This window comes from Aeromonas sp., assembly GCF_051657805.1.
In the GTDB taxonomy this organism is placed as follows: Bacteria; Pseudomonadota; Gammaproteobacteria; order Enterobacterales; family Aeromonadaceae; genus Aeromonas.
Map to the genome: position 1 here is coordinate 188,569 of NZ_JBOFLJ010000024.1, position 16,424 is coordinate 204,992.

The window sequence follows — 16,424 nt, forward strand, 5'->3', positions numbered from 1 at the left end:
AAAATAGCCCGCAGCCTCCTTTGCCCTGTTTTTTCTTGTCCTGGCGCAAAAATGGGTGCGAAACGAGACAAACCCGCAGACAGGATTCCCTATGAGCCTCTATTTGGGTCTTCCCCAGTGGTCACACCCGGCCTGGCCCGGCCAACTGCTGGGCATGAATGCCAGACCCGCCGAGCACCTCGCCGACTACGCCCGGGTGTTCAATACCGTGGAAGGCAACACCACCTTCTACGCCTTGCCGACCCCCGAGACGGTGCGACGCTGGGCCGATGCGGTGCCCGCTCACTTTCGCTTCGGCTTCAAGTTTCCCCAGACCATCAGCCACCAGAGCGATCTGGTGAGCGTCGACCAGGAGGTGACGGCCTTTATCCGCCTGCTGGAGCCCTTGCACGACAAGCTGGGGTTGCTCAAGTTGCAACTGCCCGCCCGCTTCGGCCCCGCTGGCCTGCCACGCCTCGCGGAATTCTTCCGCCGCCTGCCGCGGGCGTTCACCTATGCCCTCGAGGTGCGCCACCCGGACTTCTTCGCCAAGGGAGAGGCGGAGCGCGCCCTGAACCGGCTCTTGATGGAGCAGGGCATCAACCGCATCATGCTGGACTCCCGCCCGCTCTTCTCGGTGCCCGCCAGCAGCACGGCCATGATAGACGCCCAGGGCAAGAAGCCGAGGCTCCCGGTGCACCTGCTCGCCACCGCCCAGGCTCCGGTGGTGCGCCTCATCGGCCTCCCACGCCCCGAGGACAATCACCCCTTCCTGCCACCCTGGTTGCCCCGCTGGCAGCAGTGGCTTGTCGAGGGCAAGGATCTCTACCTCTTTATTCATACCGCCGACAATGCCGAGGCACCGAGGTTGGCCCGCCAGATCTGCCAATTGCTCGGTCACGAAATGGCCACCTGGCCGGGGGAAAACGATCGCGCGCGCCAGGGGGAACTGCACTTTTAGCCCGCCCGTTCCGCCGCCACCGGCCGGGGGCAAAAAAAGCCGATTTTTTGTGGCTCCAGGGGGTGCGCCGTCAAGACAAACGCCAGTCAATCCACTACACTAGCGCCCCATATAACAGGGCCAGCCCCCGTTTCTTGCAACAGTCTGCAACAATCGGCGCGGTCCCGCTAAGGGCCAGGATGATGGCCCGTTGCGAACGGAGGCGGCACCAGGGATTTCAAGGCCGCTACCCCGTCCGTCAACCGGTGACGACGCCAGAGCGTTGCGCCACAACCCCATTGAATAACACAGCCGGGTTCTGTCCCGACCGTCAGGTTGCGCCAACATGCACGATCAGATTTTTGCCGCCCCCATCGCCCGCCTGGGGGATTTTTGTTTTGACGAGCAGGTCGTCGATGTCTTCCCCGACATGATCCAGCGCTCGGTGCCGGGTTACAGCAACATCATCTCCGCCATCGGCATGATGGCCACCCGCTACGCCCAGCCAGACAGCCGTCTCTACGATCTCGGATGCTCCCTCGGCGCAGCCACCCAGGCCATGCGTCGCAACCTGACCCAGTCCGGTTGCACCATCACCGCCGTCGACCTCTCCCACCCCATGATAGAGCGGGCCCGCGCCCATCTCTCCGGCTTCAAGTCCGAGGTGCCGGTGGAGCTCATCGAGGCGGATATCTGCGACATCGAGATCGAGAACGCCTCCGTGGTGGTGCTCAACTTCACCCTGCAGTTCGTCGAGCCCGAGAAGCGCACCGCCCTCATTCGCCGCATCCATGACGGTCTGCGCCCGGGCGGGATCCTGATCCTGAGCGAGAAGTTCCGCTTCGAGGATGAACAGGTCAACGAGCTGCTCATCGACCTGCACCTGGATTTCAAGCGGGCCAACGGCTACAGCGAGCTGGAGATAAGCCAGAAGCGCACCGCCCTCGAGAACGTGATGCGCACCGACAGCCTGCCGGTCCATCAGGCCCGCCTGCGTGAGGCCGGTTTCGCCCATCAGGATCTCTGGTTCCAGTGCTTCAACTTCGGTTCCATGATTGCCATCAAAGCCAGCGACACCAACTAAGCCATGATCGACTTTGCCAATTTTTATCAACTGATCGCCAAGAACCGGCTGAGCCACTGGCTGCATACCCTGCCCGCCCAGTTGCACGCCTGGCAGCACGACAACCTGCACGGGGATCTGCCGCGCTGGAACCGTGCCCTCAACAAGTTGCCTTCCGTCGCCCCCGGCCATATCGAGCTGAAAAGCCGCGTCGAGATTGGGGACGAAAGCAGCCTGAGTGACGGGGAGCGCAAGAAGACCGAGAGCCTGCTGCGCCAGTTCATGCCCTGGCGCAAGGGCCCCTTCCATGTCCACGGCATCCACATCGATACGGAATGGCGCTCGGACTGGAAGTGGGATCGGGTGCTGCCCCATATCAGCCCGCTCGCGGGGCGTTATGTGCTGGACGTGGGCTGCGGCAGTGGTTATCACCTGTGGCGCATGGTCGGCGAAGGGGCGAAATTGGCGGTCGGCATCGATCCCAGCCCCCTGTTCCTGTGCCAGTTCGAGGCCATCCGTCACTTCGCCGGGGGCGATCAGCGCGCTCACCTGCTGCCCCTCGGCATCCAGGAGCTGCCGGAGCTGCGCGCCTTCGACACCGTCTTCTCCATGGGGGTGCTCTATCATCGCAAGTCCCCCATCGAGCACATCGAACAGCTGCGCAACCAGTTGAAAGACGATGGGGAGCTGGTGCTGGAGACCCTGGTGATCGACGGCGGCGTCAATGACGTCCTGGTTCCCAGGGATCGCTACGGCAAGATGCGCAACGTCTGGTTCATCCCCTCGAGCGCTGCCCTCAAACTCTGGGTCGAGCGCTGCGGATTCAAGGACGTGCGGATCGTGGACGAGAATATGACCAGCACCGACGAACAGCGTCGTACCGACTGGATGATCAATGAATCCCTGAGCGATTATCTGGATCCCGCCGATCCGGCGCTCACGGTGGAAGGATATCCGGCACCCAAGCGTGCCGTACTGATTGCCAGGAAGGCCAAAGACTAGCCGATGGCGCCTGTGGAAGTTACACTGACCCAATTCCAGGAAGCACAGTTAAATGAATGACATGAAAAGCAAATTAAAAGGAATGACCCTGCTCTCCCTGCTCAGTCTCGGCGGGTGTGTCAGTATGGAGAAAGCGCCCCCGGTTCCGACCCTGACGCTGGCCGACCTTCGCAACGAGATAAGCCTCAGCGAACAACGCCTGCAAACATCCATGGAACAGCAACAGAAGCAGTATGTGCAGCAACAGCACCTGCTGGTTCAGCTCAACACCGATGTCACCAACATGAAAGAGTCCGTGAATAAAGTCGACAGCAAGCTGTCTCAGCTACCGCCAGAGCCCCCCAAGGCCATGCCCATCCCGACCGAGAAGTGCCCGGCGCCGAGCCAGGGTCACACCGTCGATGGCAAGCTGCTGGTGGGTGAAGCCGAGTGGATCTGGGTCGATGCGGCCAACGATGCCTTCCAGGCTCGGGTCGATACCGGCGCCACCACCTCCTCCATCAGCGCCCAGGAGATCACCATCTTCGAGCGCAACGGCAAGAACTGGGTGCGCTTCTTCCTGAGCCATCAGGAGATGGATGACAAGATCCAGATCGAGGCCCCCCTGGTGCGCCACGTTCGCGTCCGTCAGGCCTCCGCCGACGATCTCGACCGTCGCCCCGTGGTACGCCTCGCGGTGCGCATCGGCGATATGACCGAGAAGGCCGAATTTACCCTGAAAGATCGCAGCGACATGACCTTCCCCGTGCTGCTGGGCCGTGAATTCCTCAAAGACATCGCCGTGGTCGATGTGGCCCGCGAATATATCCAACCCAAACCCAAGCTCAAGGATGTGAAATAATTCATGGTCTCCCGCAAGCCGTTCTATCTGCTGGTTGCCCTGCTGTACATTGTCGGCCTGGGTATGACTATCTATCACCACGCCGCGTTGGATGTTCCTCTGACGCCCGGTGAGAAACGTCAGATCTGGTCCATCGAAGCCAAGCTGGAGTTTGAGGCGACCGGTGAGCCGGTCATCGCCTCCCTGGCCATCCCGGGCACCCAGCCCGGCTTCACCCTGATGAACGAGAACGCCGCGAGCCCGGGCTATGGTCTGTCGTTCGTCGAGAAGGACGGGGATGCCCGCGCCGAGTGGTCCATCCGCACCGCCTCCGGTCGTCAGGAGCTCTACTACCGCGTCGACATGATGGCCGATGCCCATGCCAAGCCGGCCGCGAATCCCCAGCCCCCTGCCATCGAGAAACAGATCGAGAGTGAGCCTTACGCCACCGCGATGAAGCAGATCCTGGAGCGGGCGCAGGAGCGTTCCGCCGACGGCTACACCCTGACTCGCGAGATCATCAAGGAGATCGAGAAGCAGGAGCAGAACGCCGAGCTGCTGAAATCCCACAAGACCCGCGCCAACCTGATCGCCGAGCTGCTCAACAACGCAGACGTGCCGGCCCGGGTGGTTCATGCCCTGAACATGGAAGATGGTCGCCGCCGCCAGGAACTGGTGGACTATCTGCAGGTGTTCAACAGCCCGACCGACTACAAGCTGTTCAACCCGCAGACCGGTGAACAGGGCCAGCCGGCCAACCTGCTGCTGTGGGAATACAACTCAGGCGCCCTGCTGGACGTGACCGGCGGCCACAACTCCCGCGTGACCTTCTCGATGATCGAGCAGGAACAGCCGGTGAACGTGGCCCTGGCCCAGAAGTTCGAGAAGTCCGAGATGATGAACTTCTCCATCCACAGCCTGCCCCTGGAGGAGCAAGCCCTGTTCAAGGGTCTGCTGCTGATCCCCATCGGCGTGCTCATGGTGGTGTTCCTGCGAGTCATCGTGGGTATCAAGACCTCGGGCACCTTCATGCCGGTGCTGATCGCGGTGGCCTTCATCCAGACCTCCCTCATCACGGGTCTGGTGGGCTTCCTGCTCATCGTCGGTACCGGCCTCATCATCCGGTCCTATCTCTCGAGGTTGAACCTGCTATTGGTGGCCCGAATATCGGCGATCATCATCATGGTGATCTCGATGATCGGCATCTTCTCCGCGCTGGCCTTCAAGCTGGGGCTGACCGACGGCATGAAGATCACCTTCTTCCCGATGATCATCCTCTCCTGGACTATCGAGCGGATGTCCATCCTGTGGGAAGAAGAGGGTCCGAAGGAGGTGGTTCGCCAGGGTGGCGGCTCCCTGCTGGTGGCGGTCATCGCTTACCTGGCCATGGATAACGAACTCATCCGTCACCTGACCTTCAACTTCCTCGGCCTGCAGCTGGTGCTGATGGCCACCGTGCTGCTGATGGGTAACTACACCGGCTACAAGCTGAGCGAGCTCAAGCGCTTCAAGCCGCTGGTAGACGAGATGAAGTCCGGCGGCACCCCGGGTAAGGACAAGTAACAGATGTGGTTCTGGCAGAAATACACCAGTCCGTGGAGCCTGTCCCAGGCAGGCATCCTCGGCATGAACAAGCGCAACCACTCCTACATCAGCCGCTACAATCCGCGCAGCCTCTACCCGCTGGTGGATGACAAGCTCAAGACCAAGCGCATCGCGCTGGATGCGGGGGTGACGGTGCCCGAGCTCATCGGCACCATCCGCGAACAGCACGACGTGGGGCGGATCACGACCCTGGTCAAGGATTGGCCCGGCTTCTGCATCAAGCCGGCCCGCGGCTCGGGCGGCAAGGGGATCCTAGTGATCCTGCGCCAGGAAGATGGCCTCTTCTACAAGCCGAACGGCAGCGCCAGCAACGGCCAGGATCTGGAGCGTCATGTCTCCAATATCCTGGCGGGGCTCTATTCCCTCGGCGGCAAGCCCGACGTGGCGCTGGTGGAAGGGCTCATCAACTTCGACGACGTGTTCGACGGCTACTCCTTCGAAGGGGTCCCCGATGCCCGGGTGATCATCTTCAAGGGCTTCCCGGTGATGGCCATGATGCGTCTCTCCACCTCGGCCTCGGACGGCAAGGCGAACCTGCACCAGGGCGCCGTGGGGGTGGGTCTGTGCCTGCGTACCGGCCGTGCCCTGCGGGCGGTACAGTTCGGCAACCCGCTGCGCCATCACCCGGATACCGGCCTGGATCTCTACGAGCTCAAGGTGCCCCACTGGGATACCCTGCTTAACCTGGCGGCCTCCTGCTACGAGATGTCGGGGCTTGGCTACATCGGCACCGACATGGTGCTCGACAAGTTCCGCGGCCCCATGCTGCTGGAGCTGAACGCCCGTCCGGGCCTCGCCATCCAGATCGCCAACGGCCGCGGCCTGGTGCCCAACCTCAAGACCATCGAGAAGCTGGGCCAGGTCAAAATGACGGTGGATCAGCGGGTCAACTTCGCCAAGGATCACTTCGGTATCTTCGACGAGTAACCCAGAGATACAGTCCATCGTAAAAACGCGCCCAATGGCGCGTTTTTTTATGGCTGTCTTGATTGAAGAGGCGAGGCACGGCGTCTGATGCGGATCCCCATCACATCCCCTCGCCGGAGCGCTTCAACGGCGCGGATGAAGAGGATAAGCTGCCAGAGCCCCTGTACCGGCCTGCCACGGCGCCGCCAGGGGACGCGTTCCACGCCCTGCCAGCAACCAGATTGGCGCCTAATCCCGGCGACAAACCCGTTTGCCGATGGTAGATTAATTAAATCAAATAGATAGCAACTATCGGGTTTCTTTATGCAACGTTGGCCCAGCCTGAAACAGCTGCAATATCTGGTCGCTCTGGACGAGCACAAGAACTTCAACCGCGCCGCCAAGGCCTGCCATGTCAGCCAGTCCACCCTGAGTACCGGGATCCAGACCCTGGAGGACATGATGGGGCTGCAACTGGTGGAGCGGGATCACAAGAGCTTCATCATGACGCCGGTGGGCATGGAGATCGTCGAGCGGGCCCGCCACCTGCTCTCCGACGCCCGGGATCTGATGGAGCTCGGCCAGCAGCAGGGAGGTGTCATGCACGGCACCGTCCGCCTCGGCTGCATCCCCACCATAGCCCCCTTCCTGCTGAGCAAGCTGCTGCAGGTGTGCGGCAAGGCCTACCCGGAGCTGGAACTGCTGCTGCGGGAAGACACCACCACCAACTTGCTCAAGCAGCTGGAGCAGGGGCAGCTCGATCTGCTGATCCTGGCACTGCCGGTGGAAATCGGCGGCTTCCACAGCAAGGTGGTGGGCATAGATCCCTTCCACATGGTGATGCCGTCAAATATGGCTGCCACTCTGCACATGCCGTTCGACTACAAGGAGCTGCCCAACCAGAGCATCTTCCTGCTGGAGCGGGAGCACTGCCTGACGGAACATGCGGTGAGCGCCTGCCGGCTGCGGGACAAGAGCAAGATCAACCCCTTCGCCGCCACCAGTTTGCACACCCTGGTGCAGATGGTGGGCGCCGGCCTTGGCACCACCTTCCTGCCCCAGATGGCCATAGATGCCGGCATCCTCGACAACTCGGATCTGGTAGCCATCCCCCTACCCGGGGAGAAGCCCTATCGCGAGATCGGTCTGGTATGGCGCCCAAGCACCACCCGGGTGCAGACCTTCTACAAGCTGTCGGAGCTGTTGGCACCGCTGATCGCCCCTCCCAAGGAGCTGGTCGAATAGAAATTGCCTGAATGGCACCTTGCTGCCAGTAAAATATCTGCGAAATGCAGCACGTTATGCTATCGATATTCAGGTTACAGGCAGAATGATGTGGCTATGATGAGTCTCGTATCCCATGAAGGAGTCCGGATGCTTCGCACCTCGCTGCTACCTCCCCTCTTGGCCCTGCTGCTGACGGCCTGCTCCAGCACCCCGGAGCCCCAGCCCGTGGCCCCCCGCCAGAGCGGCGCCTTCGATGGCTTCTATCAGCAGTGGCGCGGCGTCCCCTATCGCATGGGGGGCGAGGATCGCGCCGGCCTCGACTGCTCTGCCTTCACCCAGCTCGCCTACAGCCAGGTGCTGGGCTACCAGCTGCCCAGAACCACGGAGTCCCAGGCTAGCCTCGGCCGCCCCGTGGATCGCTACCGCCTGCAGTACGGCGATCTGGTGTTCTTCAAGACCGGCTGGCAGCAGTATCACGTCGGCGTCTACACGGGGGCGGGGGAGTTCATCCACGCCTCCACCAGCAAGGGAGTGATCCGCTCCCGTCTCGACAACGTCTACTGGAACAGCCGCTACTGGCAGGCCCGCCGCCTGACCCAGTGAGGACGCCAGAGAAGCGAACAGGGCCCATTGGGCCCTGTTTTTTATCTGCCTGCCCCTCAGTGCTTACGGTGCCAGCGGGGCGAGGTGGCCCTCTCCCCCCAGGGGGTGGTGCAGGGCAACAGGGCCCCTTCTATCACCCCATCACACGCGGCCAGCGCCTCGGCAATCTTCTGGTGCAGCGCCCCCAGCAGGCAGCCCTCCTGCCCGGCGAGGGAGTGGCCGGCGGCGAAATACTCCCGTTGGTGTTTCAGCGCCAGCTTCTGGACAAACTCATAGGTGTTGAAACTCTCCGGCATGCGCTCGATCACATCGTCGAGCCTGGCCAACAGGCTGTGCAGTTCCTTGGTCATCGCTGCTCTCCATAAGATAGACAAGCCAAAACTACCCACTATTGGATATAAACCCAATCCGTACTCCCAAAAACTGTGGCTCAGAGCACAGTTCACGACCCCTATCCCTCCCCCTGCGAGTGTGCACATCGTCAGATGTTTACAAATTATCAACATCGGGGTAAATTCAGACCGACTAATCAGTCGGCCATTTTTCGAACGGAGTCTTTCATGGAAGCCATACAGCTGCACGCCACAGAGACCGACAAGTTTGCCCTGCCAGCTCAACTGCTTCGCCTCAGACAGGCCTATCAGGCAGAGCCCATGCCGAGCCTGGATGCGCGCAAGGACCGGCTGCTGCGGCTCAAACAGGCCCTGCTCGCCCACAAGCAAGCCCTCTGCCAGGCCCTGGCCAGCGACTACGGCCGGCGCAGCGACCATGATTCCCTGATCGCCGACATCCTGCCCTGCGTCATGCAGATCAACTACTGCCGCAAGCGCCTGGGCCGCTGGATGAAACCCGAGCGACGCCACCCCGGGTTGCTGCTGGCGCCGGCCACCGTCGAGGTGCACTACCAGCCCCTCGGGGTGGTGGGCATCATGGTACCCTGGAACTTCCCCGTGATGCTGAGTCTCGGCCCCCTCATCAGCGCCATCGCCGCCGGCAACCGGGCCATGATCAAGCTCTCCGAGTTCACCCCTCACACCAATGCCGCCCTGCGCACCCTGCTGGCCGAGGTGTTCGATGAAGATCAGGTGCTCGTCATCGAGGGAGATGCCGAGGTGGCGGCGGCCTTCAGTACCCTGCCCTTCGATCACCTGCTGTTCACCGGCTCGACCGCTGTGGGCCGCCAGGTGATGGCGGCGGCGGCCCCCCAGCTCACGCCGCTGACCCTGGAGCTCGGCGGCAAGAGCCCCTGCCTCGTCGCCCCCGACATGCCTCTGGCCCTGGCGGTGGAGCGGATGATCTTCGGCAAGAGCCTCAACGCCGGCCAGATCTGCGTGGCCCCGGACTATGTGCTGCTGCCCCGCGGTCAGGAGCAGGCCTTCATCGACGCCTACCGGCGCCACTTCACTCGCCTCTATCCCAAGGGGGTGACGAGCCCGGACTACGGCGCCATCATCAACGAGCGCCAGTACCAGCGCCTCACCGCCTGGTTGGCGGAGGCCGAGCAGGCGGGCGCCCAGCTGCACCCCTGCGCCTCGCCGGCCCGGGATGACGGCAGCCGGCGGCTGGTCCCCCACCTGCTGACCGAGGTGCCTGAGCACTGCCAACTGATGCAGCAGGAGATCTTCGGCCCCCTGCTGCCCCTCATCCCCTACGACGATCTGGACCAGGCGCTGGCCTATATCGCCGCCCGCCCCCGCCCGCTGGCCCTCTACCTGATGACGCTGGATCCGGCGCTGCAGGCCCGCGTCATTCGGGAGACCCACGCCGGCGGCATGGCCATCAACGAGAGCCTGTTCCAGGTGGCGGCGGACGACGCCCCCTTCGGCGGCATCGGCCCCTCCGGCATGGGCCACTATCACGGCCACGAGGGATTCCTCACCTTCTCCAAGGCAAAGACGGTGCTGCGCCGGGGAAAATTCAACCCGGGCACCCTTGTTCACCCCCCCTATGGCCGCTGGTATCAGCGGCTGATGATGGCCCTGTTTCTGCGCTAGGAGTTCCCATGACAGACAAACGCCGCCAGATCCTGGAAGCCGCCCTCACCCTGTGCGCCGAAGATGGCCTGCAGGGGGCCGCCACCGCCCGGATCGCCAAGGCTGCCGGGGTGGCCAACGGCACCCTGTTTCACCATTTCCCGAGCAAGGAGGTGCTGATCCAGCAGCTCTATCAGGACATCAAACAGCGCCTCGGGGCCGCCATCAGCGAGGCGGAGCCTGCCCTGCCCCTCAGGGAGCAGGCCCGCCATTACTGGGGCCAGGCCATGGTCTGGATGATCGAACATCCTTATGAGCTCAAGTTCGTGCTGGATTTCTTCCACTCCCCCCTGCTCGCACGCCCCCTGCGCAGCCAGATCTTGAGTGACACCCTGCGCTTCCTGCCCCGGCTGCTGGCCCGGGGTCAGGCCGACGGCGCCCTGCATCCCGTTCCCCCCGAGCTGATGCTGGAGGTGTGCCAGAGCCAGTTCCTGGCCTGCGCCTCCCTCTTCGTCGACCGGCCCGAGCTTGGGCGAGACGCCGACTGGCAGGAAGGCGCCTTCACCCTGTTCTGGTCCGCCATCGCGAGGAGTGCCCATGACGCTGGATAAGCTGCGTTCAACCGGCCACCGTCTCTGGAGTCTCAGCCTGCTCTGGGTGCTGGGCCGCACCCTGTGCCGGGCCGCCCGCATCGATGAATCGGTGCGCCGCGAGCTCTCCCCCCTGGCCGACGGCACCTGCATCCGGCTGGAGATAAACGGCTACCGGCGGGGACTGAACCTCCACAAGCAGGATGGCCGCTGGCGCTGCGGCGCCCCGTCCCGGGCGGTGCATCCGCTGCGGGTATCTTTCAAACACCCGGCCATCGCTTTTCGGGCCCTGAGCTTTCGCCTCGGGATCAATCAGGCCTTCTGCGAGAACCGCCTGCTGGTGGAGGGAGATCTCACCACCGCCATGCACCTGGTACGGGCCATCGAGCAGTTGCAGGCCCTGATCCTGCCCGCCTTCATCGCCAAGCCCCTGATGCGCCACTATCCGGATCCCGTCGACAAGGCCGTGCGGGCCGGCCGCATCTATCTCGGGCTGCTTACGGGCTGAATGCCCCGTCCGCCACGTTCTACTCGCTCAGACACAGGGAGTCACCCATGAGCCGATACTACGATTTCTTCTGCCCAGTCAAAGTGCTGGCCGGGGAACAGGCGCTGGAACAGGTCGCCAGCGAATTGATGGCCCTCGGGGCATCGCGCCCCCTGCTGCTCACCGACAAGGGAGTCAGCGGCAGCGGGCTGGCGACCCTGGTGCAGGGTCTGCTGGCCGAGGGGGGTCTGCCGGTGGCGGCTTGCTGGGACGAGATCCCCGCAGACTCCTCCACCGCCGTGGTGGAGCAGATAGCCGTGCGCTATCGCACCCTAGGCTGCGACAGCCTGGTGGCGCTGGGGGGCGGCTCCGTCATCGACACCGCCAAGGCCGTCAACATACTCGCCACCCTGGGGGGCAACAACCTGATGGCACACGCCGGGGCCGGCAGCCTCACTCGTCCCCTGAACCCCCTGGCCGTGGTGCCGACCACCTCGGGCACAGGCTCCGAGGTGACCTTGGTGGCGGTGATCCGGGACGAGCACAGCGGGCGCAAGGTGCCCTTCACCTCCCCCTTCCTGCTGCCCCAGCTGGCGGTGCTGGATCCCCGCCTCACCCAGGGGTTGCCGCTGCCCATCACGGCCGCCACCGCCATGGATGCCATGACCCACGCCATCGAGGCCTTCATCGGCAACGGCAAGAACCCGGTGAGCGACGCCCTGGCCCTGGGGGCGGTGGAGAAGATAGCAGATGCCCTGCCGAAGGTATTGGGATCCCCCCAGGACAAGGGGTTGCGGCTGCAACTGGCGGAAGGCTCCACCCTGGCGGGCATGGCATTCTCCAATTCCATGGTGGGACTGGTCCATGCCCTCGGCCACAGCCTGGGGGCCCGCTGCCACCTGCCCCACGGCCTGTGCATGAACCTCTTCCTGCCCGCCGTGCTGGACTACAACAGGCCACAGATAGACGAGGAGCTCGCCCGCCTGCTGCTGCCGCTGGCGGGGGCGGAACGCTTCGCCGCGACCCCGCCTTCCCTGCGGCCGCAGGCCTGCCTGGATGCCATCAACAGCCTGCGCGACACCCTGTGGGAGGAAGTGCGGTTGCCGCGCACCCTGGCGGAGGCCGGCGTCACCGACCGCTCCCTGCTCGTGGAGATACGGGATCTCGCCATCGACGACGGCGCCCTGCTCTACAACCGCAAGGATGCCGACAGGGAACAGCTGCTGGCCCTGCTGGAGCAGGTGTGGGAATAAAAAGGGAAAATAGCGATGATCAAGGGGATAGGGCCGGCCTGATCCCCCATCGAATGCCGCCCAGGCTCAGGCCCTCAGCTGCTGAACACCCCGGTGGAGAGGTAGCGATCCCCCCGATCGCAGATGATGGCGACCACCACCCCGCGATCCAGGCTGGCCGCCACCCGCAGGGCCCCCGCCACGGCGCCCCCTGAGCTGACCCCGCAGCAGATCCCCTCTTCCCGCGCCAGGCGGCGCATCATGGCCAGGGACTCCTCCAGCGTCACGTCCAGCACCCGATCGACTCGCGCCGGCTCGAAGATGGTGGGCAGATAGGCGGCGGGCCATCGCCGGATGCCGGGGATCTGGCTCCCTTCCGCCGGTTGCAGGCCGACGATCTCGATGGCGGGGTTCCGCTCCTTGAGATAACGGGAAACCCCCATGATGGTGCCCGTGGTGCCCATGGCGGAGACGAAGTGAGTGACCGCCCCCTCGCTCTGGTGCCAGATCTCGGGGCCGGTCGACAGATAGTGGGCATCCGGGTTGGCCGGATTGTTGAACTGATCGAGCACCAGCCCCTCTCCGCGCGCCTGCATGGCCAGGGCGAGATCCCGCGCCCCTTCCATGCCATCGTCCACCAGCACCAGCTCGGCGCCGTAGGCCTGCATGGCGTCGCGCCGCTCCTGGCTCATGTTGCTGGGCATGATGAGCCGCATCCGATAGCCCCGGGCGGCCGCCACCATGGCGAGCGCTATGCCGGTGTTGCCCGAGGTGGCTTCGATCAGGGTGTCGCCGGGACGCAAGTGACCACTCACCTCAGCCGCCTTGATGAGGTTCAGGGCCGGCCTGTCCTTGACCGAGCCGGCGGGATTGTTGCCCTCCAGCTTCACCAGCAGGGTGACCCCCGGGTGGGGATTGATGCGCTGCAACCGCAGCAGCGGGGTATTGCCGATCAAACTCTCCAGGGTGGCAAAGGCCATAGGGGATCCATCCTCCGTTAACTGTTCTATACCTTGGCTTATCAGCCCCTTGGCTCGCGGCCGCGGACCGGCGGCCAGTGTAAGCGAGCGGGATGGATAGTCAAAGCGGGCGATCGGCAGACGGGCACTGGCCGACAGCGTGGTTGGCAAAAGCCCCCCAGCATGTTCTCATCACCCTTGTCACAGTTCGAGGAGCCACCATGAGCGAAATCCTTCATCAGACCGATGAGCATCAATTTGTCAGCCTTGTCGACGGCAAACTCTCCCGCCTCGCCTACCGACCGCTGGATGCGAACACGGTCGAGGCTTACAGCACCCAGGTGCCAAGCGAGCTGCGGGGACAGGGGATAGCCGACCAGCTGGCCCGCGCCTTCTACGACTGGAGCCAGGAGAAGGGGCTGACCATAGTGCCCAGCTGCAGCTATATCGAGGTCTGGCTGCGCCGCAATGCCAAGTGATACCCAGACCCAGCAAGATATGCACCTGCAGGCACGGACCGAGGCCTTGCTGCGGGCCGATCCGCTGCGGATGGACTGCCTGCGGGCGGCGCGGGATCTGGCCCTGCCCGACTGGGCACTCGGCGCCGGGTTTGTGCGAAACCTTATCTGGGATCACCTGCACCAGAAAACCGCCTCTACCCCGCTCAACGATGTGGATCTCATCTATCTGGACAAGAGTGATCCGGATGGGTTGGCGGAGGCCGATCACGAGGCCTGGCTCAGCGCCCGGTTGCCCGATCAGCGCTGGGAGGTGCGCAACCAGGCCCGCATGCATCTGCGACAACGGGTTTCTCCTTTCGGGAGTAGCCAGGAGGCCCTCAGCCACTGGGTGGAACTGCCCACCTGCATCGGCGTCAGGCTGTTGGCCGATGACGGGTTCCAGTGGCTGGCCCCCTACGGCTTTGAGCACAACTGGTCGCTGCGAGTGCTCGCCAACCCCAGATGCCGCCAGGATAGCCAGGTGTTCGTGGACCGCATCCAGCAGAAGGGCTGGCAGTCGCTCTGGCCCGACCTTGAGGTCCTGTGGCCATAGGCCGTTGCAATGCCCATGCATGCTTGGGCAAACTACCAAAAGTTGTTTATAACTCAATGGGTTAAATAATGCGCGAATTCTTCTCTCTCGAACGCTGGCTGCCGGGCCTCGCCGCCCTGCTGCAATATCAGCGGGCCTGGCTGGTGCCGGACCTTCGCGCCGGCCTGTCGGTGGCCGCCGTGGCGCTGCCCGTGGCCATCGCCTATTCCGAACTCGCCGGGGTCGGTGCCATCGTCGGCCTCTACTCCTGCATCCTGCCCATGCTGGTCTACGCCCTGTTCGGCACCTCACGCCAGCTCATCGTCGGCCCGGACGCCGCCACCTGCGCCGTCATCGCCGCCGTGGTGACCCCCCTCGCCGCCGGGGATGCCACCCGCCACTGGCAACTGGTGATGACCATGACCGCCATGACCGGCTTCTGGTGCCTCATCGCCAGCCGCTTCAAGCTGGGGGTGCTGGCGGACTTTCTCTCCCGTCCCATCCTGATGGGGCTGCTCAACGGGGTGGCCATCACCATCATGGTGGGCCAGCTCTCCAAGATCTTCGGCTTCACCTTCAGCGAACGCTACCTCATCGAGCGGATCCTGAACGGCACCAACTACATCACCCAGACCCATCTGCCCACCCTGGCCATGAGCCTGACGGCCCTGCTCACCCTGCTGCTGGCCAAACGCTATAGGCCGGCTTGGCCCTCCTCCATGGTGGCCATGGTGGTGACCGCGGCCCTGGTATGGGCTTTTGACCTCGGCCGCTTCGACATCGCCACCCTGGGGGCCATCGGCTCCGGCCTGCCCGCCTTCCAGATGCCGGAGTTTCCCCCCGGCCTGATGCGCGAACTGGTGCTGCCCGCCCTCAACCTCGCCATGGTGAGCTTCGTCTCCATGATGCTCACCGCCCGCAGCTTCGCCGCCAAGAACGGCTACGAGATCGATGCGGACAAGGAGTTTCGAGCCCTCGGCATGGCGAACCTGGCCGCCGCCGCCTCCCAGGGCTTTGCCATCAGCGGCGCGGATTCGCGCACCGCGGTCAACGATGCCAACGGCGGCAAGAGCCAGCTGGTCTCCATCATAGCCGCCGCCGTCATCGCCCTGGTCACCTTCTACCTGACCTCGCCGCTGCAATACATCCCCACCGCCGCCCTCGGGGTGGTGCTGGTGATGGCGTCCCTGTCCCTGACCGATTTTCGCGGCCTCTGGGCCCTGCGCAACTCCGACCGCGCCGCCTTCTGGCTGGCCCTCATCACCTTCATCAGCGTGTTGGCCATGGGGGTGATCCCGGGCATCACCCTCGCGGTCTTGCTGGGGCTGTTCCAGTTCCTGCGCAACGTGATGCGCCCCACGGATCAGCTGCTCGGCATGGACGACGAGGGGGTGGTGCGCACCCTGGGGGACAACGAGCAGGCCAAGGCCATCCCCGGCATCCTGGTCTACCGCTTCAACTCCCCGCTCACCTACTTCAACGCCCCCTACTTCAAGCGGCGGGTGCTGGCGCTGCTGGTGCAGGATCCCCGAAGTCCCAAGTGCCTGGTGATCGACGCCGTCGCCTGCTTCACCCATCAGGACATCAGCGTGATGAGCATGGTGGGGGAGTTGCACAAGGATCTGAAGCGGCGTGGCATCCACATGGTGATGGCCGGTCGTCACGGCCAGATGACCCACTGGCTGCAGCAGGCGGGGATCCGGGTCGGCGAGGAGGGCATCGTCATCTGCCCCGACATGTACCAGGCCCTGCGCCTGACCCGCTGTTACCGGGAGCCTGTGTTCAAGGATGACGAGGCAGAGCAGGTGGTTCCGGACAGCCAGAGCCCCTCCTGGCCCAGGGATGAGGTGCTGCCGGACTCGGCGCGCCTCACCCTGCCCTCCGAGCAGGAGGCCGGCGCCACCCCGGCCTGAACCGTCCTCCCCTCACCCCTCCCCCGCGGGAAGGGGTGAGGGGATCCCCCATTGCACCGCTCAGGCTCTTGGTGTTAAATGCCCGTCCGGATG

17 protein-coding genes are annotated in these 16,424 nt (G+C 64.0%); 15 read left to right on the plus strand and 2 right to left on the minus strand.

The annotated features are described in order from the left end of the window. The first annotated feature begins 91 nt into the window (after positions 1-91). The 8 genes from ACRCYW_RS09915 to ACRCYW_RS09950 all read left to right on the plus strand — a co-directional run bounded on the left by ACRCYW_RS09915 (position 92) and on the right by ACRCYW_RS09950 (position 8,145). Positions 92-940 (plus strand): DUF72 domain-containing protein, encoded by an 849-nt coding sequence (locus ACRCYW_RS09915; RefSeq protein ID WP_438549949.1) that lies wholly within the window; start codon positions 92-94, stop codon positions 938-940. Between the two features lie 325 nt (positions 941-1,265). Further along, positions 1,266-2,003, plus strand: a complete 738-nt coding sequence (gene cmoA, locus ACRCYW_RS09920; protein ID WP_438549950.1) for a carboxy-S-adenosyl-L-methionine synthase CmoA — start codon at positions 1,266-1,268, stop codon at positions 2,001-2,003. Between the two features lie 3 nt (positions 2,004-2,006). Beyond that, the gene (cmoB, locus tag ACRCYW_RS09925) at positions 2,007-2,984 is read left to right on the plus strand and encodes a tRNA 5-methoxyuridine(34)/uridine 5-oxyacetic acid(34) synthase CmoB (protein ID WP_438549951.1); all 978 of its coding nucleotides are present in this window, start codon (positions 2,007-2,009) and stop codon (positions 2,982-2,984) included. An 82-nt stretch (positions 2,985-3,066) separates the two neighbouring features. Then, complete coding sequence (locus ACRCYW_RS09930) at positions 3,067-3,825, plus strand: ATP-dependent zinc protease family protein (RefSeq protein WP_438550485.1); 759 nt, start codon at positions 3,067-3,069, stop codon at positions 3,823-3,825. 3 nt (positions 3,826-3,828) lie between these two features. Next, on the plus strand, positions 3,829-5,367 hold the full coding sequence (locus tag ACRCYW_RS09935; protein ID WP_438549952.1) for an inactive transglutaminase family protein: 1,539 nt from the start codon (positions 3,829-3,831) through the stop codon (positions 5,365-5,367). Between the two features lie 3 nt (positions 5,368-5,370). Continuing rightward, the gene (locus tag ACRCYW_RS09940) at positions 5,371-6,336 is read left to right on the plus strand and encodes an alpha-L-glutamate ligase-like protein (RefSeq protein ID WP_438549953.1); all 966 of its coding nucleotides are present in this window, start codon (positions 5,371-5,373) and stop codon (positions 6,334-6,336) included. Positions 6,337-6,639: 303 nt separating this feature from the next. Continuing rightward, positions 6,640-7,560 carry a hydrogen peroxide-inducible genes activator gene (locus tag ACRCYW_RS09945; RefSeq protein WP_438549954.1) on the plus strand — a complete coding sequence of 307 codons (921 nt, stop codon included), beginning with the start codon at positions 6,640-6,642 and terminating at the stop codon, positions 7,558-7,560. 129 nt (positions 7,561-7,689) lie between these two features. Next, the gene (locus ACRCYW_RS09950) at positions 7,690-8,145 is read left to right on the plus strand and encodes a C40 family peptidase (RefSeq protein ID WP_438549955.1); all 456 of its coding nucleotides are present in this window, start codon (positions 7,690-7,692) and stop codon (positions 8,143-8,145) included. A 56-nt stretch (positions 8,146-8,201) separates the two neighbouring features. Here ACRCYW_RS09950 and ACRCYW_RS09955 read toward each other — a convergent pair whose 3' ends face one another. Next, complete coding sequence (locus ACRCYW_RS09955) at positions 8,202-8,495, minus strand: hypothetical protein (RefSeq protein ID WP_438549956.1); 294 nt, start codon at positions 8,493-8,495, stop codon at positions 8,202-8,204. A gap of 210 nt (positions 8,496-8,705) precedes the next feature. Here ACRCYW_RS09955 and ACRCYW_RS09960 point away from each other — a divergent pair, with 210 nt between their 5' ends. From ACRCYW_RS09960 to ACRCYW_RS09975, 4 genes are read left to right on the plus strand one after another with little or no spacing between them, the layout of a single operon-like run. Further along, entirely contained in the window at positions 8,706-10,139 is a 1,434-nt protein-coding gene (locus ACRCYW_RS09960; protein ID WP_438549957.1) for a coniferyl aldehyde dehydrogenase, read from the plus strand. Between the two features lie 8 nt (positions 10,140-10,147). After that, positions 10,148-10,729: a TetR/AcrR family transcriptional regulator gene (locus ACRCYW_RS09965; protein WP_438549958.1), complete on the plus strand. Its 582-nt coding sequence runs from the start codon at positions 10,148-10,150 to the stop codon at positions 10,727-10,729. Next, the gene (locus ACRCYW_RS09970; protein ID WP_438549959.1) at positions 10,716-11,216 is read left to right on the plus strand and encodes a hypothetical protein; all 501 of its coding nucleotides are present in this window, start codon (positions 10,716-10,718) and stop codon (positions 11,214-11,216) included. Before ACRCYW_RS09965 ends, ACRCYW_RS09970 begins: the two co-directional genes overlap by 14 nt. Positions 11,217-11,263: 47 nt before the next feature. Beyond that, a complete protein-coding gene (locus ACRCYW_RS09975) occupies positions 11,264-12,448 on the plus strand; it encodes an iron-containing alcohol dehydrogenase (RefSeq protein WP_438549960.1) in 1,185 nt (394 codons plus the stop codon). A gap of 74 nt (positions 12,449-12,522) precedes the next feature. Here the strand turns inward: ACRCYW_RS09975 and cysM are convergent, their stop codons facing one another. Further along, entirely contained in the window at positions 12,523-13,407 is an 885-nt protein-coding gene (gene cysM / locus ACRCYW_RS09980) for a cysteine synthase CysM (protein WP_438549961.1), read from the minus strand. 200 nt (positions 13,408-13,607) lie between these two features. Between cysM and ACRCYW_RS09985 the strand changes: the two genes are divergently transcribed. The 3 genes from ACRCYW_RS09985 (at position 13,608) to ACRCYW_RS09995 (ending at position 16,331) form a co-directional block, all read left to right on the plus strand. Continuing rightward, positions 13,608-13,865 (plus strand): GNAT family N-acetyltransferase, encoded by a 258-nt coding sequence (locus tag ACRCYW_RS09985; protein WP_438549962.1) that lies wholly within the window; start codon positions 13,608-13,610, stop codon positions 13,863-13,865. Continuing rightward, on the plus strand, positions 13,855-14,439 hold the full coding sequence (locus ACRCYW_RS09990) for a nucleotidyltransferase family protein (RefSeq protein ID WP_438549963.1): 585 nt from the start codon (positions 13,855-13,857) through the stop codon (positions 14,437-14,439). Before ACRCYW_RS09985 ends, ACRCYW_RS09990 begins: the two co-directional genes overlap by 11 nt. A 68-nt stretch (positions 14,440-14,507) precedes the next feature. Then, positions 14,508-16,331 (plus strand): SulP family inorganic anion transporter, encoded by a 1,824-nt coding sequence (locus ACRCYW_RS09995; protein ID WP_438549964.1) that lies wholly within the window; start codon positions 14,508-14,510, stop codon positions 16,329-16,331. Positions 16,332-16,424: the final 93 nt, after the last annotated feature.